This is a genomic window from Blattabacterium sp. (Blaberus giganteus) (assembly GCF_000262715.1).
Lineage (GTDB): Bacteria > Bacteroidota > Bacteroidia > Flavobacteriales > Blattabacteriaceae > Blattabacterium.
Map to the genome: position 1 here is coordinate 168934 of NC_017924.1, position 25116 is coordinate 194049.

General features: G+C 26.3%; 25 protein-coding genes. 12 read left to right on the forward strand and 13 right to left on the reverse strand.

Annotation, left to right across the window (positions count from 1 at the left end; translation table 11 throughout):
* Nucleotides 1–35: 35 nt before the first annotated feature.
* The 6 genes from purF (at nucleotide 36) to guaA (ending at nucleotide 7454) form a co-directional block, all read left to right on the forward strand.
* Nucleotides 36–1475 carry an amidophosphoribosyltransferase gene (gene purF / locus BGIGA_RS00765; protein ID WP_041178367.1) on the forward strand — a complete coding sequence of 480 codons (1440 nt, stop codon included), beginning with the start codon at nucleotides 36–38 and terminating at the stop codon, nucleotides 1473–1475.
* Nucleotides 1472–2464 (forward strand): phosphoribosylformylglycinamidine cyclo-ligase, encoded by a 993-nt coding sequence (gene purM / locus BGIGA_RS00770; protein WP_014726476.1) that lies wholly within the window; start codon nucleotides 1472–1474, stop codon nucleotides 2462–2464. The genes purF and purM overlap by 4 nt, the downstream gene beginning before the upstream one ends.
* An 11-nt stretch (nucleotides 2465–2475) precedes the next feature.
* A complete protein-coding gene (locus BGIGA_RS00775) occupies nucleotides 2476–3054 on the forward strand; it encodes a formyltransferase family protein (RefSeq protein ID WP_014726477.1) in 579 nt (192 codons plus the stop codon).
* A 74-nt stretch (nucleotides 3055–3128) separates the two neighbouring features.
* Nucleotides 3129–4658 (forward strand): bifunctional phosphoribosylaminoimidazolecarboxamide formyltransferase/IMP cyclohydrolase, encoded by a 1530-nt coding sequence (purH, locus tag BGIGA_RS00780; RefSeq protein ID WP_014726478.1) that lies wholly within the window; start codon nucleotides 3129–3131, stop codon nucleotides 4656–4658.
* A 4-nt stretch (nucleotides 4659–4662) separates the two neighbouring features.
* A complete protein-coding gene (gene purD, locus BGIGA_RS00785) occupies nucleotides 4663–5898 on the forward strand; it encodes a phosphoribosylamine--glycine ligase (protein ID WP_041178368.1) in 1236 nt (411 codons plus the stop codon).
* A gap of 5 nt (nucleotides 5899–5903) precedes the next feature.
* Entirely contained in the window at nucleotides 5904–7454 is a 1551-nt protein-coding gene (gene guaA / locus BGIGA_RS00790; RefSeq protein ID WP_014726480.1) for a glutamine-hydrolyzing GMP synthase, read from the forward strand.
* A gap of 5 nt (nucleotides 7455–7459) precedes the next feature.
* On the opposite strand, the gene accD is transcribed toward guaA, so the two are convergent.
* Together accD and fbaA are read right to left on the reverse strand one after the other, a co-directional pair.
* Entirely contained in the window at nucleotides 7460–8299 is an 840-nt protein-coding gene (gene accD / locus BGIGA_RS00795; RefSeq protein ID WP_014726481.1) for an acetyl-CoA carboxylase, carboxyltransferase subunit beta, read from the reverse strand.
* 9 nt (nucleotides 8300–8308) lie between these two features.
* On the reverse strand, nucleotides 8309–9379 hold the full coding sequence (gene fbaA, locus BGIGA_RS00800; protein ID WP_014726482.1) for a class II fructose-bisphosphate aldolase: 1071 nt from the start codon (nucleotides 9377–9379) through the stop codon (nucleotides 8309–8311).
* Between the two features lie 106 nt (nucleotides 9380–9485).
* Between fbaA and BGIGA_RS00805 the strand changes: the two genes are divergently transcribed.
* On the forward strand, nucleotides 9486–12080 hold the full coding sequence (locus BGIGA_RS00805; RefSeq protein WP_014726483.1) for an exodeoxyribonuclease V subunit beta: 2595 nt from the start codon (nucleotides 9486–9488) through the stop codon (nucleotides 12078–12080).
* 1 nt (nucleotide 12081) lies between these two features.
* On the opposite strand, the gene lipA is transcribed toward BGIGA_RS00805, so the two are convergent.
* Complete coding sequence (gene lipA / locus BGIGA_RS00810) at nucleotides 12082–12936, reverse strand: lipoyl synthase (RefSeq protein ID WP_014726484.1); 855 nt, start codon at nucleotides 12934–12936, stop codon at nucleotides 12082–12084.
* Between the two features lie 91 nt (nucleotides 12937–13027).
* Between lipA and BGIGA_RS00815 the strand changes: the two genes are divergently transcribed.
* Genes BGIGA_RS00815 through BGIGA_RS00825 form a run of 3 tightly spaced genes read left to right on the forward strand, consistent with a single transcriptional unit; the run spans nucleotide 13028 to nucleotide 15483 of the window.
* A complete protein-coding gene (locus tag BGIGA_RS00815; protein ID WP_041178369.1) occupies nucleotides 13028–14131 on the forward strand; it encodes a Nif3-like dinuclear metal center hexameric protein in 1104 nt (367 codons plus the stop codon).
* A gap of 2 nt (nucleotides 14132–14133) precedes the next feature.
* The gene (locus tag BGIGA_RS00820) at nucleotides 14134–14925 is read left to right on the forward strand and encodes a zinc ribbon domain-containing protein (RefSeq protein ID WP_014726486.1); all 792 of its coding nucleotides are present in this window, start codon (nucleotides 14134–14136) and stop codon (nucleotides 14923–14925) included.
* A 3-nt stretch (nucleotides 14926–14928) separates the two neighbouring features.
* A complete protein-coding gene (locus tag BGIGA_RS00825) occupies nucleotides 14929–15483 on the forward strand; it encodes a thioredoxin family protein (protein ID WP_014726487.1) in 555 nt (184 codons plus the stop codon).
* Here the strand turns inward: BGIGA_RS00825 and BGIGA_RS00830 are convergent.
* The 4 genes from BGIGA_RS00830 to BGIGA_RS00845 are packed head-to-tail and all read right to left on the reverse strand — an operon-like array spanning nucleotide 15467 to nucleotide 19332.
* On the reverse strand, nucleotides 15467–16489 hold the full coding sequence (locus BGIGA_RS00830; RefSeq protein WP_014726488.1) for a bifunctional oligoribonuclease/PAP phosphatase NrnA: 1023 nt from the start codon (nucleotides 16487–16489) through the stop codon (nucleotides 15467–15469). The genes BGIGA_RS00825 and BGIGA_RS00830 overlap by 17 nt on opposite strands.
* A 5-nt stretch (nucleotides 16490–16494) precedes the next feature.
* Nucleotides 16495–17913: a CCA tRNA nucleotidyltransferase gene (locus BGIGA_RS00835; protein ID WP_014726489.1), complete on the reverse strand. Its 1419-nt coding sequence runs from the start codon at nucleotides 17911–17913 to the stop codon at nucleotides 16495–16497.
* A gap of 12 nt (nucleotides 17914–17925) precedes the next feature.
* The gene (locus BGIGA_RS00840) at nucleotides 17926–18504 is read right to left on the reverse strand and encodes an L-threonylcarbamoyladenylate synthase (protein ID WP_014726490.1); all 579 of its coding nucleotides are present in this window, start codon (nucleotides 18502–18504) and stop codon (nucleotides 17926–17928) included.
* Entirely contained in the window at nucleotides 18505–19332 is an 828-nt protein-coding gene (locus BGIGA_RS00845; protein ID WP_014726491.1) for a 2,3,4,5-tetrahydropyridine-2,6-dicarboxylate N-succinyltransferase, read from the reverse strand.
* Between the two features lie 84 nt (nucleotides 19333–19416).
* On the opposite strand from BGIGA_RS00845, the gene ruvX reads away from it, so the two are divergent.
* Together ruvX and def are read left to right on the forward strand one after the other, a co-directional pair.
* The gene (gene ruvX, locus BGIGA_RS00850) at nucleotides 19417–19851 is read left to right on the forward strand and encodes a Holliday junction resolvase RuvX (RefSeq protein ID WP_014726492.1); all 435 of its coding nucleotides are present in this window, start codon (nucleotides 19417–19419) and stop codon (nucleotides 19849–19851) included.
* A gap of 11 nt (nucleotides 19852–19862) precedes the next feature.
* Complete coding sequence (gene def / locus BGIGA_RS00855; RefSeq protein WP_014726493.1) at nucleotides 19863–20399, forward strand: peptide deformylase; 537 nt, start codon at nucleotides 19863–19865, stop codon at nucleotides 20397–20399.
* Here the strand turns inward: def and rplT are convergent.
* Genes rplT through glpK form a run of 6 tightly spaced genes read right to left on the reverse strand, consistent with a single transcriptional unit; the run spans nucleotide 20387 to nucleotide 25109 of the window.
* Nucleotides 20387–20737, reverse strand: coding sequence for a 50S ribosomal protein L20 (rplT, locus tag BGIGA_RS00860; protein ID WP_014726494.1), 351 nt, complete (start codon nucleotides 20735–20737; stop codon nucleotides 20387–20389). The two genes, def and rplT, sit on opposite strands and share 13 nt — an antisense overlap.
* A gap of 6 nt (nucleotides 20738–20743) precedes the next feature.
* Nucleotides 20744–20932 (reverse strand): 50S ribosomal protein L35, encoded by a 189-nt coding sequence (rpmI, locus tag BGIGA_RS00865; RefSeq protein ID WP_014726495.1) that lies wholly within the window; start codon nucleotides 20930–20932, stop codon nucleotides 20744–20746.
* Between the two features lie 10 nt (nucleotides 20933–20942).
* Complete coding sequence (gene infC / locus BGIGA_RS00870; RefSeq protein WP_014726496.1) at nucleotides 20943–21518, reverse strand: translation initiation factor IF-3; 576 nt, start codon at nucleotides 21516–21518, stop codon at nucleotides 20943–20945.
* A 12-nt stretch (nucleotides 21519–21530) separates the two neighbouring features.
* On the reverse strand, nucleotides 21531–22805 hold the full coding sequence (gene thrS, locus BGIGA_RS00875) for a threonine--tRNA ligase (RefSeq protein ID WP_014726497.1): 1275 nt from the start codon (nucleotides 22803–22805) through the stop codon (nucleotides 21531–21533).
* 25 nt (nucleotides 22806–22830) lie between these two features.
* Nucleotides 22831–23583: an MIP/aquaporin family protein gene (locus tag BGIGA_RS00880; RefSeq protein ID WP_014726498.1), complete on the reverse strand. Its 753-nt coding sequence runs from the start codon at nucleotides 23581–23583 to the stop codon at nucleotides 22831–22833.
* A 23-nt stretch (nucleotides 23584–23606) separates the two neighbouring features.
* Complete coding sequence (gene glpK, locus BGIGA_RS00885) at nucleotides 23607–25109, reverse strand: glycerol kinase GlpK (RefSeq protein WP_014726499.1); 1503 nt, start codon at nucleotides 25107–25109, stop codon at nucleotides 23607–23609.
* Nucleotides 25110–25116 lie beyond the last annotated feature (7 nt).

Consider the following 25116-nt stretch of genomic DNA (forward strand, 5'->3'; position numbering starts at 1 on the left):
TTATAATGGAAGAAAGATATTTTTTTTCCAAAAAGATGATATCTCAATTATTCCCTTCTATTCTGGAAAATAATTATTTTGATAAGTTTCACGATGAATGTGGTGTTTTTGGGATTTATTCTCCTGACAAAGTAGATACCTTTTCTTTAGTTCAATTTGGTTTATTTGCATTGCAACATAGAGGACAAGAAGCTTGTGGTTTTTCTGTTTTAAGAGATGGTTTTATTATATCACATAAAAACGAAGGACTTGTTTTGGATTTTTTTAGAAAAATTTCTAATTCTGAATGTTATCATGGAAATGCTGTAATTGGACATACTCGTTATTCTACAGAAGGAGGACAAAGTAAAAAAAATATTCAACCTTTTTTTGGAGAAGATTCCTATGGAAGAAGTACTATATCTATAGTACATAATGGAAATTTGGTCAATGCTCAATATCTTCGTAAAAAATTGGAATCGATAGGTGTAAATTTTATATCCGAATATTCAGATTCCGAAGTTATTTTACGTTTAATACAAAAATATTTACTAGAATCTGATAATAGTTTAGAGAAAGCAATTCAAAAAACAACTATCGATATTAAAGGAGCTTATTCTGTGATTGTCCTAATGGATAATAAAATGGCTGCATTTAGAGATCCAAACGGAATCCGTCCTTTATGTTATGGTATGTTGAATGAAAAGACTTACATATTTAGTTCTGAAACTTGTGGAATTGATTCTGTTGGAGGATTTTATGTTAGAGATCTATTCCCAGGAGAAATTATAATTGTGGATAAAAAATCAATTCAATTTTCTACACTTACAGAAAAAAAAAATACAAGAAAAAGAATTTGTTCTTTTGAATATGTTTATTTTTCTCGTCCTGATTCCTTAATTGAAAATATAAATGTTTATGAAATTCGTGAAAAAAGCGGAGAGAAACTTTATGAACAACATCCGGTGGAAGCTGATGTAGTTATTGGAGTTCCAGATTCTGGAGTTCCAGCTTCTATTGGTTATTCTAAAGCTTCTGGAATTCCTTTTAAACCAATTTTAGTAAAAAATAAATATATTGGAAGATCTTTTATTATCCCTCAACAGGAAATGCGTGAAAAAATGGTTAATTTGAAATTAAATCCTATATTATATGAAATAAAAGGGAAACGAATTGTTATTATTGATGATTCTATAGTTCGTGGAACTACTAGTCGTAGATTAGTTCACATATTAAGAAAAGCAGGAGCTAAAGAAATTCATTTTAGAAGTGCTTCTCCTCCTATTATAGGTCCATGTTATTTGGGAGTAGATACTCCAAGTAAAAAAGATCTTATATCATATAATCATATTGATAAAAAAAGTATAGCAAAAATCCTAAATGTAGATAGTTTAGAATTTTTAAGCATGGATAACTTTATAGATATTCTTGGAAGCACTCATTATTGTTTTGGTTGTTTTACCGGAAATTATCCAGTTAAAAAAAATATAATATGAAAGTAAAAAAAAAAAAAAACATGACCATATACAAGATTAGTAATATCTTAGAAAGTACTTATAATGATAAGGTTATGAGCGTATTAGATCATTTTTCTGGTTTTTATAAAATATATGAATCTGGATATAAGGAACCTGTTTTAGTATCTGGAGTTGATGGTGTTGGAACCAAATTACGTTTAGCTATAGATTACAAAAAATATGATGTTATTGGAGAAGATTGTTTTGCAATGTGTGCAAATGACGTTTTATGTCATGGAGCTCTTCCTTTATTTTTTTTAGATTATTTAGCTTGTGGAAAACTAGATTATACTATTGTAAAAAAAATTATACAAGGAATAGCAATTTCTTGCAAAAAGAATAACACTTGTCTTATTGGAGGGGAAACAGCGGAAATGCCTGAAATTTATAAAAAAAATGATTATGATATAGCGGGATTTTGTGTAGGCATTGTAGAGAAAAATCATATTATAGATGGAAGAAAATTAATTCAAGAAGAAGATATTTTAATAGGTCTTCCTTCGTCAGGAGTACATAGTAATGGTTTTTCTGTAATTAGAAATATCTTTTCTACAGAAGATTTCATGAAATCTTTTCAAGAAAAACCGTTTTATGAAACGCTTTTAATTCCAACTAAAATTTATCATTTTCCTATTCATACTTTATTAAAAAAATTTCTAATTCACGGATTAGCTCATATTACTGGAGGAGGAATATCAGATAATTTATATCGAATTCTTCCAGAAAATTTATCAGCTGTAGTAAAAAAAGAAAAAATTCCTATTCAACCTGTTTTCAATTATATTCAAAAAAAAGGAAATCTATCAGAACATGAAATGTGGAATACTTTTAATATGGGAGTAGGGATGATTATAGTAGTTTCTTTTAAAGAAAAATATCATATTTTGAATAAACTACATATTTTAGGAGAAAAACCTTTCATTTTGGGAAATATTGTGAAAGGAAATAAAAAAGTATTTTTGAAATAAAAAATATTTTCATGAAAAAAATAGCTATTTTAGTTTCTGGAAATGGAACTAATATGAAACATATTTTACAAGAAATTAAAAACGGGAAGCTTTATAATTCTATGATAAATTTAGTGATTTCTGATAGATGGTGTATGGGAATTCAATATGCACTGAAAAAAAACATACCAGTATTTTCTTTAATAAAAACTAATAAAAAATTTCTTTCTAAAGAAATAGATAATATACTTATAAGATATATTCCGAATATTATAGTTCTTTCAGGATTTCTTTCTATACTTGATACAGAATTTTGTAAAAAATGGTTTAGTAAAGTTATAAATATTCATCCTTCTTTATTGCCTAAATATGGGGGAAAAGGAATGTATGGAATGAAAGTACATCAAGAAGTCATTAAAAATAAGGAAAAAATATCAGGAGCTACAGTTCACTATGTAACAGAAAACGTGGATTTAGGAGATATAATTTTGAAAAAAACATGTAAAATTGATTTAGAGGAGACTCCAACATCTTTATCAGAAAAAATTTCTATGATAGAAAAAGAAATATTAATTCAATCTATTAATAACCTTTTATTTAATATTAATTAAATAGTTAATAATTGAGTTAATAATTATTCTGAATAATAAAAAATCAAAAAGTAACAATGAATTAAATTAGTAGTATGAAAAGAGCTTTGATCAGTGTTTATGAAAAAAATGAAAAATTGTTCAATTTTGTCAGTTTTTTAGATAAAAAAGGATATCAAATTATTTCTACTGGAGGTACCTACCAATATTTTATTAATAAAGGATTATCAAATATCATAGAGGTATCTGATTATACTTCTTTCCCTGAAATTTTAGATGGAAGAGTTAAAACAATTCATCCTAATATATATATAGGGATTTTAGCGGATCGTTCTGTTGAAAAACATATGAAATCTATTCATTATCACAATATTCATCTTATTGATATTGTATTGGTAAATTTTTATCCATTTTTTAAAAAAATACATCATAAACCTACTATCAATATTAATTCCTTAATAGAATTTATTGATGTTGGAGGTCCATCCATGCTGAGAGCCGCAGCTAAAAATTTTTTACATGTAACTGCTATTACAGATAATAATGATTATGAACTAGTTCAATATGAAATTGAACATTATGGATTTACTTCATTAAAATTGAGAAAAAAATTAGCAGGAAAAGCGTTTAATTTTACTTCTTCTTACGATTCTGCTATTTCTCAATGTTTTTTAGAGGATAAATTTCCTATTTATTTACACTCTTCTTATGAAAAAAAAATGAATCTTATTTATGGAGAAAATCCTCATCAAAAAGCCGCTTATTATGTTAATACAATTCATGAAGGATCGATGCGAAATTTTCATCAATTAAATGGAAAAAAATTATCGTTCAATAACTTAAGAGATATGGATATAGCGTGGAAAGTTGTTTCTCAATTTTCTGAACCTGCTTGTTGTACAGTGAAACATTCCACTCCTTGTGGAGTGGCATTAGGAAAAAACATTATTGAAGCATTTCAAAAAACTTATTACGCTGATCCAATTTCGTCTTTTGGAGGAATAATGGCTGTCAATGTACCAATTACAAAAGAATTAGCAAAAGAAATTAATCACATTTTTTTAGAAGTAGTTCTTTCTCCGAATTACGAAACAGATGTTTTAAATATTTTAAAAATCAAAAAAAATCTTAGAATTATTAGCATTAATGAACCTATTTCAGATAAGCTAGAATATGTGAAAATAGACGGAGGGATTTTAGTGCAAGAATCAGATTATTTTTTTCCTTATGATAAAAATTACAAAATAGTTACTAAAAAAAAATTTAGCGATCAAGAATTAAAATCTTTATTTTTCGCTCAAAAAGTAGTAAAATATGTGAAATCTAATGCTATTGTAGTGTCAAAAGGAACGCAAACCTTAGGTATTTCTGGAGGTCAGACTAACAGAATTTGGGCAGCTCGTCAAGCTATAGAAAGGGCTTTAGAAAAAAGTAAAGAGGAATTAGTCCTTGTATCTGATGCTTTTTTCCCTTTCAGAGATGTTGTAGATGAAGCTGCTCGTTCTGGTAAAATACGTGCTATTCTTCAACCAGGAGGATCTATACGTGATGAAGAGTCTGTTAAAGCTTGTGATGATCATGGAATTGCTATGGCTTTTACTGGAAAAAGACATTTTAAACATTAAAATCATGAAAATTTTAGTTCTTGGAAGTGGAGGACGTGAACATGCTATAGGTAAAAAATTATTGGAGGATGATCATTCAATTCATCTTTATTTTTATCCTGGAAATGGAGGTACAAGTTTAATAGGAAAAAATATTGAAAATCATCATACAACATTAGATTTATGTTTTTTCGCTAAAAAAAATGCAATAGATATAACTATTGTAGGATCCGAAACTTTTTTGTTAGAAGGAGTTGTAGACATTTTTAAATATTTTGGATTAAAAATAGTTGGTCCACATTACTTAGCGGCTAAACTTGAAGGAAATCGCATTTTTGCTAAATCTTTTATGAAAAAATATGGAATTCGTACTCCTAAATATAATATTTTTTTTTGCTATGAAAAAGCTATGAATTTCTTAAAGAAAAATGAAAATTCTGTTGCTATCAAAACTAATGGAATTGCTGCAGGAAAAGGAGTTTTTTTAGCCCATAATCAAAATGACGCTATAAAAGCTTTAAAAAATATTATGATAAAAAAAAAATTTGGAAAATCTGGAAATCAGATTATTATAGAAGAATTTTTACAAGGAAAAGAAGCTTCCATTATATCTATTTTTAATGGAAAAGAGATTATCCCTTTTTTATCGGCTAAAGATTATAAAAAAATTGGAGAAAATGAAAAAGGATTGAATACAGGAGGAATGGGCGCAATTGTTCCTAATCCATATTGGACAAATTCTATTTGGATAGATTTTAAAAAAAATATTTTAGAACCTACTTTAGAAGGATTAATTATAGAGAAATTAACTTTTTTTGGATTCCTATATTTTGGATTAATGATAACTTATAACAAAGTTTACTTATTAGAATATAACACTCGCATCGGAGATCCTGAAGCTCAAACATTATTTCCATTAATGAAAAGTAACTTTTTAAATATCATTCAATCTACTTTTCAACATAAAAAAATATTTATTGATTGGAAAAAATTATGTTCTTGTTGTGTCGTTTTATCATCTATAGGATATCCTGAAAAATATGAAAGTGGAAAAATTATATCAGGATTAAATTCTTTAAAAGAACCTTTTTATATTGCTGGAGCAAAAATAGAACAAGAAAAATGGATAACATCAAGTGGACGAGTTATGAATGTAGTCGGAATAGGAAATTCTATTCAAGAAGCCAGAAAAAAAGCTTATGATCAGGTTCAAAAAATTCAATTTGATAATTTGTATTTTAGAAAAGATATTGGTTTATAAAATAAATGAAAAAAGATTTTATACTCATATTAGATTTTGGATCTCAATATAGTCATATGATTGCTAGAAGAATTCGAGACATAGGAGTATATACTTTATTATATCATTATAATGAAATTTCTATATCTCATATAATTTCAAAAAAACCTAAAGGAGTGATTCTATCAGGAGGCCCTTTTTCTGTTTATGAAAAAAATTCTCCATTAATCTCAAAAAAAATTTTTCAACTAAATATTCCTATATTCGGGATTTGTTATGGAATGCAACTTATTTCTTTTCTTTTTGGAGGAAATATACAAAAATCGAAGTTCAAAGAATATGGAAAATCTTATTTGATCATTGATCATTCTAATAACAATTTATTTCATGGTATCCCCAATAAGTCTGTTGTTTGGATGAGTCATTTTGATGAAGTAAAAAATATTCCTAGAGAATTTAAAGTGATCGGACATACATCATATTGTGATATTGCCGCTTTTAGTCATATCAATAAAGACATTTATGCAGTTCAATTTCATCCAGAAGTCAAAAATACAGAATATGGAAAATCTATGCTGAAAAATTTTGTTTTTCATATTTGCAAATGTAACTCAAATTGGAAACTAAATAATTTTGTACAAAAAACGATAGATAATATTAAAAAACGTGTAAATCAAAAAAAAGTGGTGCTAGGTTTTTCCGGAGGAGTTGATTCTTTTGTTACAGCTTACATTATTCATAAAGCTATTGGAAATTCTTTAAATTGTATTTTCGTAGATACAGGATTGCTGCTAAAAACCGAAAAAGAAAAAATATCTTTTTTATGTAAAAAAATGCATTTTCCTATAAAAATAATAAATGCTAAAAATCATTTTTTATCTAAGTTAATTGGCATTACAGATCCTGAAAAAAAAAGAAAAATTATAGGGGAAGAATTTATCTATATTTTTCAAAAGGAATCAGAAAAAATTAAAAATGTTGAATTTTTAGCACAAGGAACTATTTATTCAGATATTATTGAATCTTCTGTTTTTTCAAGAACTTCAATAAGTGATTCCATAAAATCTCATCATAACGTAGGAGGAATTCCGAAAACATTAATGAAATTAAAACTCATTGAACCATTAAAAGAATTATTTAAAGATGAAGTCAGGAAAATAGGAGAAAAATTAGGACTTCCAAAAGAAATTTTATATAGTCATCCATTTCCTGGTCCCGGTTTAGGGATTCGTATTATTGGAGAAATAAATGAAAAAAAAATTTCTATTTTAAAAGAAGCAGAAAATATTCTTTTGCAGGAATTGAAAAATTATAATATTTATGATTCTGTAAATCAAGCTTTTATTCTTTTGCTTCCCGTAAAATCTGTAGGAGTTAAAGGAGATAAACGAACATATGAGTATGCAGCTATATTACGTGTAATAAATACTGAAGATTTCATGACTGCGACTTTCTCACATTTGCCTTACGATTTTTTAGAAAAAGTTTCAAGTAGAATTACTAATGAAGTTGATGGAATTAATAGAATAGCATATGATATAACCTCTAAACCTCCATCTACTATTGAATGGGAATAATTTTTTTATATCATCATAGAAATTAAATTATATATATTTTTTTTTAATTCGGTTCTAGGTGAAATTAAATCTATAAATCCATGATCCATTAAAAACTCTGCTGTTTGAAATCCTTTTGGAATATCTTTTCCTATTATTTCTCTAATCACTCTAGGGCCAGCAAATCCAATAAGAGCTCCTGGTTCAGCTATATTTATATCTCCAAGTAAAGAATAAGAAGCTGTAACACCTCCTGTAGTTGGATCCGTTAAAACAGAAATATAAGGGATTCTAGCATCACGTAATTGGGTTAATCTAGCCACAGTTTTAGCCATTTGCATTAATGAAAAAGAGGATTCCATTATTCTTGCTCCTCCAGATTTAGAAATTAATATATATGGATATTTTTTATCTATACAATGTTTTATAGCTCTAGATATCTTTTCTCCAACAACGGATCCCATGGATCCTCCTATAAATGAGAAATCCATACAAGATATCACTACATTTATAGTTTTAATTTTTCCAACTCCTGTTCTAATTGCATCATATAAATTTGTTTTTTTTTGTGCTTCTTGAATTCTATCTGTGTACTTTTTATAATCTTCCCATTTCATAGGATCTTTGCTCATCATTTTTATATTCATTTCTATAAATTCACCATGATCAAAAAGAATTTCAAAATATTCTTGACTATGAATTCTTACATGATATCCATCTTCTGGACTAACATAAGCGTTTTTTTTTAATTCTTCCGTATCTATAATTTTTCCGCTAGGAGTTCTGTACCAAATACCTTTTGGTAAATCCTTTCTTTCATCTATAGATGTTAATATATTCTTTTTTTTTCTTAAAAACCAAGACATGGTTATTTTTTATAAAGTATTAATATTATTCATGAATTCAAAATATTTTTTTAAAAGAATTTTAAAAGATTTTTCTCCTTCTCTGAGCCACACTCTAGGATCATAATATTTTTTATTAGGAATATATTCTCCTTTTGGATTTCCTATTTGTTTTTTTAAATATTCCCTATTTTGATTCATGTAATCTCGGATACCACAAGTAAAAGCATATTGTAAATCAGTGTCTATATTCATTTTTACAACTCCATAACTAATAGCTTTTTGTATTTCATTTTCTGTAGATCCTGATCCTCCATGAAATACTAAAGAAACAGGTTTAGTATTATGAGTATGAAATTTTTTTTGTATATATTCTTGTGTGTTTTTCAAAATTTCAGGACGAAGCATAACATTTCCAGGTCTATAAACTCCATGTACGTTTCCAAAAGAAGCTGCTATAATAAAATTATCACTGATTTTCATGAGTTTTTCATAGGCATAAGCAACCTCTTCTGGTTGTGTATAAAGTTTATTGTTTTCTATATTGGAATTATCTATTCCATCCTCTTCTCCTCCTGTTACACCAAGTTCTATTTCAATAGTCATTTTACTTTGATTCATTCTATCAAAATATTGCTCACAAATGTTAATATTATCTTTTAAAGATTCTTGAGATAGATCTAACATATGTGAACTAAACAACGTTTTTCCAAAACGTTTATAATATTTTTCATTGGCTTCGATTAATCCATCGATCCATGGAAGAAAAGGTTTAGAACAATGATCTGTATGAAGAATAACCGTTGTTTTATAGTATGAGGCCAATTCATGAACATGCATAGCACAAGCTATTGCACCTTGAATTGCTGCTTTTTGTTTTTTATTGTTTAATCCTTTTCCAGCATTGAAAATAGCGCCACCATTAGACAATTGAATAATAACAGGAGAATTTACTTCTGCCGCAGTCTCCATAACAGCATTCATTGTATTAGATCCAATCACATTTACAGCAGGTATGGAAAAGACGTTTTCCTTAGCATATTCAAATATTTCTTTAAGAATATTACCAGTAGCGACCCCAAAAGGAAATTTTTTAGACATGTGTTTAAAATTTTTTAACAAGAATTAACAAATGTAAAAAAAAGTATTTTTTATATTATACAAAAAAATATATGAAAAAATTTTTTATTAATTAAATTTAATTAATATGCTAGTTACACCATCTACGTTAAAAATATACAATGCTTCAGCGGGTTCTGGAAAAACTACTTTTTTAGTTATCAATTATCTTTATGTTTTATTAAAAAGTTCTTATCCTGATGAATTTAAAAGAATTTTGGCTTTAACTTTTACTAGAAAAGCTTCCGAAGAAATGAAAAATCGCATTTTACAGTGCATAAAAGAATTTTCAAATAAAAAAGTTAAAAAAGAATATCGTTTTTTGTTTGATTATATTACAAAAAACTTAAGTTTAACAAAGGATCAACTGTATCAACGTTCTAAAAAAATATTGTTTGCCATATTGCATGATTTCTATTTTTTTTCTAGAAATATAAGTACAATAGATAAATTTACTTATCATATTATAAGATCTTTTTTTTCAGAAAGAGAAATAAATTTAGAAATGGATACAGATAGATTTCTATTGAAAATTGTAGAAAATATATTATACAGATTAAAAAATTCTGAAAAATGGTCAAATATTTTGATTCAATCTTCTTTAGAAAAATTAAAAAAAGGAAAAAATTGGGACTTAAAAAAAGAGCTATTAAAAATAGCTCATATAATGGTTGAAGAAAATAATTTTTTCTATATAGAAAAAATTAAAAATTATTCTTTAGAAGATTTTATGCGTTTAAAAAATATTTTGATCAAAAGAACTAAAATTTTTGAAAAAAAATGTAAAAAAAAAGGAGAAAATTTTTTTCAACTTTTAGAAAAAATTTCTATTCAAAAACATTCGTTCATTCATTTAGATTTACCAAGATGTTTCCAAAAATTGATAAATGGAAATATATTTTCTAATCCTTTTAATGAACGTCTTGAAAAATATATTCAAAAAGGAATATTTTATTCTAATTTTTTTTCTGATAAAAATCAAAAAATACTAATAGAAAAAAATAAAGAAAAAATACTTTTTTTATATAAAAAAACAAAATCTATATATAAAAAAAATATATCAAATTATCTTTTGGATAAACTTTTCTTAAAAAACATAAACATACTATCAGTAATACATGAAATTGAAAAAGAGTTTCATTATATAAAAAAAGAAAAAAAAATTATTTTAAATACAGAGTTAAATAAAATTCTTTATGAAAGAATTGTTCAAGAAACATATCCAAAAATATATGAAAAAATAGGGATGCAATATAAACATTATTTCATAGATGAATTTCAAGATATTTCATTTTTACAATGGCAAAACATTAGAATGTTAATTGAAAATGCTCTATCTGAAAATGGATCTGCTATGATAGTAGGAGATCCAAAACAATCTATATACAGATGGAGAGGCGGTGATGCTAAACAATTTATAAAATTAATTTACTTTAAATCAAAAAATTACAAAAAACAAATACAAACCATAGAAAAAAATTTTCGTAGTTATGAAGAAATTGTAAAATTTAATAATTTACTTTATCAATCTATATCTAAAACATTCAATTCTACTATTTATCAAGATATATATAAAAATTACAAACAAAAAATAGATAAAAAGAAATATGGAGGATATGTAGAAATCAATTTTATTCATGATTATTTTAATCAAAATTACAAAGAACATATTTATTCAAGTATAAAAAATAAAATAGAAAAATTATTAAAACAAAAATATGCATTATCAGATATTGCAATTTTAGTCAGAAATAATGAAGAGGGTCATTTTTTATCTGAAAAACTAGTAGAAGATGGGATTCATGTAAATACTTCTATTTCTTTATTAATAAAAAATCATTTGGAAATACAAATCATAATAAATTTTTTGAATATTATTGCTTATCCACATTGTTATCAAAAAAGAGTTATTTTAATTTTTTTACTGTTAAAAAAAAGATTTTTTCGTACTCAAACAAAAATAAATGATCATGATTTCATTATAAAAATACTTTTTTTACCTTTAGATTTATTCTTAAAAAAAATTATATTGAAAAATTCATTAACATTAAACAAATTATATAATAAATCTATATACAATATATCAGAAGATGTTATTGAAGTTTTTGGTTTATTGAATAAACAAAATTCTACATATATCTATTCTTTTTTAGATTTTGTTTATAGATCTATGAAAAGGGTAGGAAATTCCATTATAGATTTTTTAGATGATTGGGAATTAAAAAAAGAAAAAGAAAGCATTGTGATTTCTGATCACATCAATGCTATTCGTATTATGACTATTCATAAATCTAAAGGATTGCAATTTCCTGTGGTACTCATTCCTTTCACCGATTGGAATATTTATTCCAAAAATAAAGAAGAAACCTGGATAGATGTCAATCCTCATTTATATAATGGATTAAATACTATTTATTTAGAAATAGAAACCTATTTAAAACATATGAAATATGATAATAATATTCGTAATTTTTATGAATATCATCTATCAGATATTAAATTTGATAACATTAATTTGTTATATGTAGCAACGACCCGTTCTATTGAACAACTCATTTTATTTTCTAAACTTGGAAATGATCAATCTGTGTCATTTTACATTAAAAATTTTTTATGTGAAAAAAAAATGTGGAATAAAAAAAAATGTAAGTATTTATTCGGCATAGAAAAAAAAAGTTCTTAATTTACTTTACATGTTTTTCAGCATGATAAGAAGATCTAACTAATGGTCCACTTTCTACATATTTAAATCCCATTTTTAATCCAATTATTTTCAATTCTTCGAATTGCTCTGGAAAAACAAAAAAACGAACAGGGTAATGTTTTAAGGAAGGTTGTAAATATTGTCCCATTGTCAGAATATCTACTTGAGAACTTTTGATATCTTTCATTGTTTCTATTATTTCTTCTTTTGTTTCTCCTAATCCTAACATGATTCCTGTTTTTGTACGTATATTTTGATTTTTTTCTTTTATATATTGTAATACTTCGAGACTACGACCATATTTAGCTTGAATACGAATTTTTTTTGTTAATCTAGAAACCGTTTCTACATTATGAGAAATCACTTCTGGATGAACATCAATTATTTTATCTATTATTTTTTTTTCTCCTTTAAAATCTGGAATTAAAGCTTCTATTGTAATGTTTGGATTAAAATATCGTATTTTTTGTATGGTTTTAATCCATATAGAAGAACCCATATCATGTAAATCATCTCGATTTACAGAAGTCAATACAGCATGTTTTATTTTTAGTATTTTTATAGATTTTGCCACTTTTTCTGGTTCTGTCCAGTCTATTTGATTAGGACGTCCTGTTTTTACTCCACAAAATCTACAAGATCTTGTACAAATATTTCCCAATATCATAAAAGTAGCTACTCCTTTTTCCCAACATTCTCCCATATTGGGACAATTTCCACTTTGACAAATTGTATGCAGTTTATGCATAGAAACTAATTTCTGCAATTCATGATAATTTTTACTTATTGGTAATTTTACTTTTATCCACTTTGGTTTTTTTCGAATTACGTTCATATATTTTTAATTTTTATTATTATACTATAAAAAATATAAAAATCAATTTTTTTTGATAAATTTGTCAAAATGTATGTTTTTATTGATTGATATGGAAGTGTTTGTTAGGGATATAGCTAATAGATTAGAAAATATTGCTCCTATAGAATATGCAGATTCTTATGATAACGTTGGATTAATAGTAGGGTCATTTCATAAAAAAGTAAAGAATGTATTAGTAACTTTAGATCTCACTGAAGAGGTATTTTATGAATCTATCAATAAAAAATGCGATTTGATAATTTCTTTTCATCCTATCATTTTTCAACCTATTAAGAATATAACTGGAAAAACATTTTCAGAAAGAGTTATAATTCAAGCATTAAAAAATGATATATCTATTTATGTGATTCACACAAATTTAGATGTCATATGGGAAGGAACATCATCTTATATATCCAAATTATTAAAAATTAAAAGAGAGAAAGTTCTTTTTCCAAAAAAAGAAACCATAAAAAAATTAATCACATATGTTCCAATAGATTATGCTGATAAAGTTAGAAATGCTTTATTTGAAGCAGGAGCTGGAAATATTTCTAATTACAGTCATTGTAGTTATAATTTTGATGGATTTGGAAGTTATATGGGAAACAAAGAAACAAACCCTTTTATTGGAAGAAAAGAAATTTTTCATATGGAAAAAGAAACCTGCATTAGTGTACTATTTCCTGATTATAAATTAAATATAATAAAAAAGGCTCTATTTAAAAATCATCCTTATGAAGAAGTAGCTTACGAAATTTATAATCTTGAAAATATAAATCCTTATATAGGAATAGGTTTTGTAGGAAATATTTTTGAAAAAATGAATGAATATAATTTTCTTCTTTTTATCAAAAAAAAAATGAATGTTCCTTGTATTCGTCATTCTAATTTTACAGAAAGAAAAATTAAAAAAGTAGCTATGATTACAGGGTCAGGACGTTTTGGAATAGAATGTGCAATCAAAGAAGAAGCTGATGTTTTTATATCTTCTGATTTAAAATATCATGATTTTTTTAAATATGAAAAAAAAATATTAATAGTGGATGTCGGACATTATGAATCTGAAAAATTTACTAAAAATTTACTGAAATCTTTTTTAAATAAAAATTTTACTTCTATTTATGTTTATGAATCAGAAATTCATACTAATCCAGTTAAATATTTTTATTAATTATGGTCCATAAAATACAAGAAGCCGTCACTGTAGTAGATAAATTAAGAGTATTATACCATCTTCAATTAATAGATTCTCGTATAGATGAAATACGAAAGTTTCGTAGTAATATTCCTATGGAAATAAAAAGTTTAGAAGAAGAATTAGATCAAATGAAAAAAAAATTAGAAAATATTTATGAATATATTTTTTCTATAAAAGAAAATATAAATAAACATAACAAGAATATTAAATCTTCAGATATTTTAATCAAAAAATATGAAAAACAAAAAGATCATATAAAAAATCATAAAGAATTGTATTCTCTAGATAAAGAAATTGATTATCAAAGATTAGAAATACAATTAGCTAAAAAAAGAATTAATGAGTTAAGTGTTAAAATTTCTAAGAAAGAAGAAATTTTTAAAAAAAAAGAATATATTTTAAAAAATAAAGAGGAACACCTTTTTCACAAAAAAAAAGAATTGAATCATATTCAATCAGAAAACGATAAAGAAGAAAAAATTTTACTAGAGCAATCTTTATCTTTTTCTAAAAAAGTGGATAATAATTTACTGAAAACTTATCAAAGGATCAGAAATGGAGTCAAAAATGGAGTAGCTGTTGCTCCAGTTCAAAGAGGAGCTCCATTGGGTTCTTATCTAGCAATAACTCCTCAAAAATATTCTGAACTCATACAACGTAACAAGCTTTTAATAGATGAACATAGTGGAAGAATATTAATAGATGCGGAATTAGCTGAGGAAGAAAAGAAAAAATCTTTTGTTTTTTGTTATAATAAAAAATTATAGATCATGGTACAAACTTATTCTTCTAGTAAAATTAAAATTCAAATTAAAGATTTTGAATTGTTAGAAGTTTCTTCAGGAAAGAAGAAATTTTTAAAAGATTTTTTTTCAAATCAAGCAACTGTAATTATGTTTATTTGTAATCATTGTCCATATGTTAAACATATCAATACAGAATTAATTCGTTTAGCTAATGATTTCATGCCAAAAAATATTTCATTTTTAGCGATTAATTCTAATGACGAGAAAAAATATCCGGAAGATTCTCCTAAAAATATGAAAAAAATATATAATAAATTAGGTTATCCTTTTCCTTATTTTTTTGATGAAACACAGGAAGTTGCTAAATATTATTGTGCAAAATGTACTCCTGAATTTTTTATATTTTACGGAAATGGAAATTTATGTTATCATGGGCAATTAGATGATTCTAGACCTGGAAATGACATTCCTGTAACAGGGGTTGATGTGAGAAATGTATTACAAAACATTTTAAAAGGAAAAAAAGTAGATCCAACACTAAAATTAAGTTATGGATGTAACATCAAATGGAAAACATAAGATTTTTATAATAATAGGGAATAATGTTTAAAAAATATTCTATAGATTCTGATAAACTTTTTTCTGATATTCCTCCTGCAGCATTACTATGTCCTCCTCCTCCAAAATGCTTTCTAGCAAACATGTTTACATCAAAATTTCCTTTAGAACGAAAGGAAATTTTGATGGGATATTTTTCTTTTTCTTCAAAAAAGAAAACAGAAAAAACGATATTTTTAATACTTAATCCATAAGTAATAATTCCTTCTGTATCTCCTTGCTTATATGAATAAAAATTGACATCCGAAGCTTTTATGCTTGTATAAGCTGTACGATATTTTTTAATGATCTTTAATTTTTTTAAGGCTTTAGACAACAATTTTAATCTATTTTCATTGTATTTTTCTTGTAAATGATCATAAATAAAATTTATATCAATTCCTTTATCTATTAATTTTCCAGCAATAAAATGAGTTTCTGAAGTGACAGAAGGAAAACGAAAAAACCCTGTATCAGTCATCAATCCTACATACAAACATGTAGCTATTTCTTTGTCTATTTTATCTAAATTATTCATATTAGATATAAATCTAAAGACCAAAATACTGGTAGCTGCCACTGTAGGATCTGAAAACATAAAATCAAAAAAAAATGGAAAAGGATGATGATCTATCAATATTTTTTTTGCTTTTGAATATAACAAAAAATCTATTATATAAGGATTATTAATCCTTGATAGATTATTGAAATCTATAAAAAAAACATAATCGGAGTTTACAATTTTTTTTTTTATTAAAGATTGCGTTTTTTCAGAAAAAACAAGAATATTCTCGCTTCCAGGAAGCCATTGAAAAGATTCAGAATATTCTGTTGGAGATATTAAATCCACATTATGTTTTAATTTTCTAAAATAAAATAAAAGAGCTAAAGAAGATCCCAAAGCATCTCCATCCGGATTATTATGAGGCAATAATACAATTTTTTTTTTATTTGTTCCATTAATGTTAGTAATGTTAGAAAACAACATATATTTTATTTTTTTTTCAATCCCAATTCTTCTCCTTTTTTTAACATAAGAAAATAAGCAGAATGAAAATTATTAGCTATTTTTCCTTCTAAAATGGAATCTTTAACAAAATTTTTTATAATTCCTATTTTCTTACATGGATCAATATGAAATACCTTCATTATATCATTTCCTGATATGGGTGATTTCCAGTTTTGAATTCTATCTCTTTCTTCTAATTTTTTTATTCTTTCCATAATAAGATAAATATTTTTTTTATATTGATTTTTTTTATCTATGTTATTAGTAGTAATATCAGCGATACATAATTTCATTAAATCTTCTAAATCGTTTCCTATATCAAATAATAATCTACGTATAGCAGAATCTCCCGTATTATTTCCTATTAATGCAATAGGTCTATAACTATGCTGAATCATTTTTTTTACATATTTCATAGGATAACCTTTTGGAAGTTTTAATCGTTTAAATATGTTTGTAACCATTTTAGATCCTACAAATTCGTGAGCATGAAAAGACCATCCTATTTTCGGAAAAAATTTCTTGGTAGAAGTCTTTCCTATATCGTGAAGTAATGCTACCCATCTTAACCAAAGAGAATTATTTTTTTCTTTACTAATATTATCGACTACTTGCAAAGTATGATAAAAATTATCTTTATGTTTATATCCATTTTTTTCTTCTATCCCTTTTAACAGAACTAATTCCGGCAATATAATTGATAACAATCCAGATTTATATAATAAAAACAACCCTATAGAAGGTTTTTCAGATAGAAGAATTTTGTTAAATTCTTCTATAATTCTTTCTGTAGAAACAATATTTATTCTACTTTTATTTTTTTGAATCGACTGAAATGAATATTTTTCAATATCAAACTTAAGTTGAGTTGCAAATCTTATAGCTCGCATCATTCGTAATGGATCATCGGAATAAGTTAAATTTGCATCTAATGGAGTTCTTAATATTTTTTTTTTTAAATCGGACAATCCTCCAAATGGATCTATAAGTTCTCCATAATTGTTACGGTTTAAACTAATAGCCAAAGCATTAATTGTAAAATCTCTTCTATTTTGATCATCTTGCAATGATCCAAACTCTATAATAGGCTTCCTACTATAAAAATGATAGGATTCTTTTCTTGATCCCACAAATTCTATTTTTTGATTATCGTATTCCAACATGGCTGTCCCAAAACGTTTAAATATTCTGATTTTAGGATAAGGAATTATATATTTAGAAACCTCTTTGGCTAATCTTACTCCTTTTCCTATGGTTAAAATATCTAAATCTTTTGATTTCATTTTTCCCAACAAAAAATCTCTAACATAACCTCCTATAACATAGCTTTTTTGTTTTATTCTTTTAGAAGAATCACTTATAATATGGAATATTTTTCTATGAATAGCAGATGATAAATTCATGTCAGTCTCAGTCTACATGCGTAATATTTTTATATGATTGGAAACAATTTTTATAATAGAAGAACCAGTATAATGAGCTTTTTCTTCTCTACGAAAATTGACAACATAATCTGTTTTACTTAAAATACAAGGATTTATTTCTGAAAAAGATTTAGGTGAAACAAATCCTGAAAAATTAGCAGAAGTAGAAATAATGGGTCGATCCAAATTACGGATCAAACAAATACAAAATGGGTCATATGTTAAACGAACAGCTAAAGTATTGTCTCGTCTAAAACAATTAGATGCTATTCTTCTAGTATTTTCATATACTATAGTAATAGGTTTGTTTTTTTTGATAAGATTATCAACAATTATTTTTTTAGTGAAATTAGAAACTTTTCCTACTAATTGATGTAAACGATCCATGTTTTCTACCAAAACAATCATAGATTTATCTATACTTCTATTCTTAATTTTACATATTTTTTTTATAGCTTGTATATTAAATGCATCACATCCCAATCCCCATACAGTATCTGTAGGATACAACAAACTTTTTCCTTTTTTTAAAATTTCTACACTTTTTTCTATTTCTACGTAAAAAGACATTTAAATCACTAAATTATGAGTTCTTAATGCTTCATTTAAAGAAGTTTTTTTATCTGTACTTTCTTTCCTTTTTCCTATAATCATAGCGCATGGAAGATGATATATCCCTGAAGGATATTTTTTTGGATAAGATCCGGGTATAACTACAGAATATTTAGGGATTTCCCCCTTCATTTCAATAGCTTTTTTTTCATTAGTTACATCAAAAATTTTAGTAGAGGCTGTTAAAACAACATTTGCTCCTAAAACGGCTCCTTCTTTAATCAAAACGCCTTCCACTAAAATACATCTAGATCCAATAAAAACATCATTTTCAATAATAACTGGATAAGCTTGCAAAGGTTCTAAAACTCCTCCTATTCCTACACCTCCACTTACATGAACACGACTTCCAACTTGAGCGCAACTTCCCACTGTTGCCCATGTGTCTATCATGGTATTTTCTCCTATATATGCGCCTATATTTACGTAAGAAGGCATAAGAACTACTCCAGGTGATATACACGAACCATAACGTGCTATAGCATGAGGAACCACACGAACTCCTTTTTCTTTAAATTTGTTCTTGAGAGGAATTTTATCATAAAATTCGAATGGACCTAGTTCTATTGTATTCATTTTTTGTACATAAAAATACATAATAATAGCTCTTTTTACCCATTCATTGACGACCCATTTTCCATTTAAATAATTAGAGACTCTAATTGAACCTGTTTCTAAATGATCAATAACTTGAATCACGATATTTTTTATATTTGTATCAGTGTTCCATACACTTTTATGATTCCAAGCTTCTTCTATTTTTAATTTTAGTTTATTCACTTTCATATAGATGATTTAAATAGATGATCGACAGATAAGAAACAAAAACAAAACAAAAATAACAAAAATAAAATAAGATAACAAGTTACAATGGCAAAAATACTGGGAATAGATTATGGAAAAATTATTACTGGTTTATCTATAACAGATGTAAAACAAATATTTGCGTTTGGATTAAATGCTATTCCTACTAAAAATTTGATGAATTTTCTAGAATATTTTTTAGTTTATGAAAAAATAGAAAAAATAGTTGTAGGATTACCAAAAAAATTGAATAATCAAAAAGAAATTTTAATAGAATCAGAGATTCAGAAATTTATAAATAAATTTCAGATGAAATATCCTAAAATCATTATAGAAAGATTAGATGAACGTTTTACATCTAAAATGGCTTTTGATACTATGATAAAATTAGGTTTGAAAAAAAAAAAAAGAAGAAAAAAAGTAATTTTAAATCAAATTAGTGCCACTATAATTTTACAGTCTTATCTTACAAAAAAAGAAAAAAAAATTAATAATTCATAAAATAATACGGCATGGTGCTACCTATAATTTTTTATGGTAATCCTATTTTGAGAAAAAAATGTTTGGATATAGATTTTTCTTCTGGGGAAAACAGAAAGAAAATTAATCAATTGATTCAAAATATGTTTGAAACTATACACAAAGTAAAAGGAATAGGATTAGCGGCTCCTCAAATTGGAAAAAATATTCGACTTTTTATAGTCAAAACTCCTTATTTAAATGGAGAAAATATTAGCAATTATAAGGAAGTTTTTATTAATGCTAAAATATTGAAAATTCATGGAAAAGAGTATAAATTTAATGAAGGATGTCTTAGTATTCCTGGTATTATGGGATATATAAAAAGAAAATCCGATGTTATAATTGAATATTATGATCAAAATTGGAAAAAACAAAAGAAAACTTTAACAGGAATATGTGCAAGAATAATTTTGCATGAGTATGATCATATTGAAGGAAAACTTTTCATAGATTATTTTTCTGATACAAAGAAGAAAATGATAGAAAAAAAATTGATGAATTTGTTAAAAAAAATTCATTGTGAATAAACATTATCTACCATTTTTTTGAAAACATTAGGATCATTCATCGATATATGTGAAAGAATTTTTCTATTGATTTTAATTTTTTTTTTGCATAACTTATTTATGAATTCAGAATATGATTTTCCATATTGACGGACTCCTGCATTGATACGTTGAATCCAAAGAGATCTAAAATTTCTTTTCTTCTTCTTTCTTCCTGAGAAAGCATAAATAAAAGACTTTTCTACTGCATTTTTAGCAACTGTATAAACTTTACTCCTGGAACCATAAAATCCTTTAGCGGATTTCAATATTTTCTTACGTCTTCGTCTAGAGGAAACTGCATTTGTAGACCTTGGCATGAATTTTTAAATTTGTAGTTTTATATTTTTTTGATCTGATCTATTTAATAAAGTGAAAACAGAAAGATTTCGTTTTCTTCTTTTAGATTTTTTAGTTAACAAATGATTCTTAAATGCATGTTTTCTTTTTATATATCCATTAGCTGTTTTTTTAAATCTTTTTTTTGATCCTGATTTTGTTTTTAATTTAGGCATAATTATAACGTTAAAATTTTTTTGGGGCTAATATCATATACATTCTCTTTCCTTCCATGATAGGCATTTGCTCTACTTTTCCATATTCTTCAATTTCTTCTGCAAATTTTAATAATTTAATTTTACCTTGATCTTTGTATACTATAGAACGTCCTTTAAAAAAAACAAATACTTTCACTTTATCTCCTCGCATTAAAAATTTCTCTGCACTTTTAATCTTAACTTTTCCATCATGATCTCCAATTTGCGGGCCAAATCTAATTTCTTTAGTATTAACTTTGATTTGTTTAGCTTTAAATTGTTTTTTTCTTTTTTTTTGTTCATACAGAAATTTTTTATAATCCAGTATTTTACACACTGGAGGATTCAATTTAGGATTAATTTCAACCAAATCTAGTTCTCTTTCTCTAGAAAACTGAATAGCTTCTTGTATAGAGTAAATCCCATTTTCTATAAAGGAAGCTCCAACTAAACGAACTTTTGGTGTATCAATACTATCATTGATACGATGTTCTTCTTTTTTTTGTAAAAATGGCCGGTATATTCTATTTCTTTTATTACCTCTTGAAAATTTTTTTTTTATCATAGCTTTATAGTTTTAGTTTTTAAATTTATTTGTTTCATTCAAAATAGATTCTATTCCATTGAAGATAGAAAATACTCCTAAATGTCCGAATCCATGACGTCGTAATGACATCATTTTATTTTTTTCCTCTTTATTTCCCAAAATGACCATGTAAGGAATCTTATTTTCTTCAGAATCTCTAATTTTTTTATTAATTTTTTCATTTCTATTATCAATAAACACACGAATGTTATAATCTAGCATTAAATTTAGAATTTTTTTTGCATAAATTATGTATTTGTCACTTATAGGAAGTATAACGGCTTGATTGGGAACTAACCACAATGGAAGATTTCCTTTTGTATGTTCTATCATGATAGCAATCATACGTTCTAATGATCCTAAAGGAGCTCTATGGATCATCACAGGACGACATTTTTCATTATTTTTTCCTTTATAATATAAATCAAATCTTTCAGGTAGATTATAATCTACTTGAATTGTTCCAAGTTGCCAACTTCTTCCTAAAGAATCTTTAATCATAAAATCTAATTTTGGTCCATAAAAAGCTGCTTCTCCATAATTAATAGATGATTCTATTTTTTCTTCTTTTACTATTTGTAATATAGCTTTTTCAGCTTTTTCCCAATTTCTTTCTGATCCTATATAATCATCTATTTTTTTAGGATCCCTAAGAGATATTCTGATTGTATATGTTAAAAAACCTAGAGAACGAAAAACATAAAAAACTAAATTAATTACTTTCTTAAATTCTTCTAACAATTGATCTTGAGTACAAAAAATATGCGCATCATCTTGAGTAAAACATCTCACTCTAGTTAATCCATGAAGTTCTCCACTTTGTTCATAACGATAAACTGTTCCAAACTCTGCAAAACGTTTTGGAAGATCACGATAGGACCATTCTTGAGAACGATAAATTTCACAATGATGAGGACAGTTCATCGGTTTTAAAAGAAACTCCTCTTTTTTTTCTTTATGAGGACTGTGAATGGGTTTAAAATGATCTTTTCCATATTTACTCCAATGACCACTTTTTACATACAATTTTTTATGCCCAATATGTGGAGTCACAACCATCTCGTATCCTGACTTTTTTTGAACATCAGTTAAAAATTCTTCTAAATTTTTTCTAAAAATTGTTCCTCTCGGTAACCATAAAGGTAATCCAGTTCCCACTCTATCAGAAAAAACAAAAAATTTCAGTTTTTTACCTATTTTTCTATGATCTATATTAGGAGAATACTCCTCCTTTTTTAAAAAAGGAACTGACTTGTCTTGACCCATAAAAATAAGTTACAAATTTTTTATTTTATGATGATAAAAATAAATATAATGTAGCGGCTATTATACTTCCTACAATAGGACCAAGTATTGGAATCAAAGCATAATCCCAGTTACTTTTTCCTTTTCCAGGAATCGGAATAATGGAATATATGATTCTTGGACCTAAATCCCGAACGGGATTGATAGCAGCTCCTGTGGATCCTCCTAAAGACAAAATAATTCCTAACACGACCAAAGCAGAAGGAAGTGCTCCTAAAGATCCTAAACCTATAGGATATTTTTCTTCTTTAAAAAGAAGAGTTCCTTCTGTAGAGAGATACAAAAAAATGAATATAAAAATAAAAGTAGCTAATACTTCACTTAAAAAATTAGAAAATAAATTTTTTATAGAAGGAATAGTTACAAAAACAGATAATTTATCTTGTTTTTCTTGAGTTTCAAAAAAATGATCTTTGTATAAAAACCATACAAATAAAGATCCTAACATAGCTCCAATGAATTGAGAAAAAATATAAAAGGGGACCATTTCCCAACTAAATTTTCCAATCATGGCAAAACTTATTGTTACACAAGGATTTAAATGAGCTCCACTATAAGGAGCAGAAACTGTTACTCCCATAAAAACAGCTAATGCCCATCCTATAGCAATGGTTAACCATCCTATATCTATATTTTTACTATGACCTTTAGTTTTCGATAAAATAACATTTGCAACTACTCCATTTCCTAAAAATACTAAAATCATTGTACCTATGATTTCTGCACATATTTTTGTCATTTTATTTTTCTTTTTTTTGTTATTTATTTTATTTGACTAGACCAAGAACGAGTTGTTTTGATTGCTTTTTTCCATCCTTGAATTCGTTCCAATCTACTAGACATTCTTTTTGGTTTAAAAACCTGTTCCAATTGCCATTTATCTTGAATTTCTTCAAGACTATTCCAATAATTAACAGCTAATCCGGCTAAATAAGCCGCTCCAGCAGCTGTGAGTTCTGAAATTTTAGATTTAACAACTTTCACATTTAAAATATCAGATTGAAATTGCATTAATAATTTATTTACCGTGGCACCTCCATCTACACGAAGTTCTTTTATCAAAATTCCAGAATCAGCTTCCATAGCTTTCAGTACATCCATATTTTGAAAAGCAATACTTTCTAATGCTGCTCGAACAAAATGAGCCGAAGAAGTTCCTCTTGTTATACCCACAATTGTTCCTCTAGCTTTTTGATCCCAATAAGGAGCACCTAAACCTGAAAAAGCTGGAACCATATATAACCCTTCTGTATTATCTACTGAAGAAGCTAATATTTCCGCTTCATTAGAAGATAAAAGAAGTCCCAATCCATCTCTAAGCCATTGAACAACAGCTCCTGCAATAAAAACACTTCCTTCTAACGCATATTGAACTTGATTCTTAATTTTCCAAGCAACAGTAGTAATTAAATTATTTTGAGAAAAAACAGGATGATCCCCTACATTCATTAACATAAAACATCCTGTTCCATAAGTATTTTTCACCATTCCAATTTTAGTACACATTTGACCAAAAAGAGCTGCTTGTTGATCTCCAGCAATCCCAGATATTGGGATTTTATGTGATAGAATATGTCCTGTTGTATAACCAAAAATTTCACTAGAGGATTTTACTTCTGGAAGCATATTTACTGGAATATTAAATAAATCTATCAACTCTTGATCCCAACTAAGCGTGTGAATATTAAATAACATGGTGCGAGAAGCATTAGTAACATCTGTTACATGAATTTCTTTACCGGTTAAATTCCATATTAACCATGAATCTATTGTTCCAAATGCTAAAGATCCAGAATAAGCTTTTTTCTTTGCCCCAGGAACGTTTTCTAATATCCATTTAATTTTTGTAGCGGAAAAATAAGGATCTATAATCAATCCTGTTTTTTTTCGAATCATTTCGGTTAATCCTTCTTTTTTAATTTGATCACAATATTTTATTGTACGTCTATCTTGCCATACTATAGCATTAAAAATAGGTTCTCCCGTTTTTCTGTCCCATACAACAGTGGTTTCTCTTTGATTAGTTATTCCTATAGATATAATATTTTCACCTTCTAAATTTCCCTTTAAAACAGCTTCTAAAGCAACTGAAGCTTGCGTTGACCATATTTCTTCTGCATTGTGTTCTACCCATCCAGGATGAGGATAAATTTGTGTAAATTCTCTTTGAGCTATGGAAATAATATTTCCAATTTTATCAAAAATAATAGCTCGAGAACTGGTAGTTCCCTGATCTAATGATAACACATATTTTTTCATAAACATATAATAA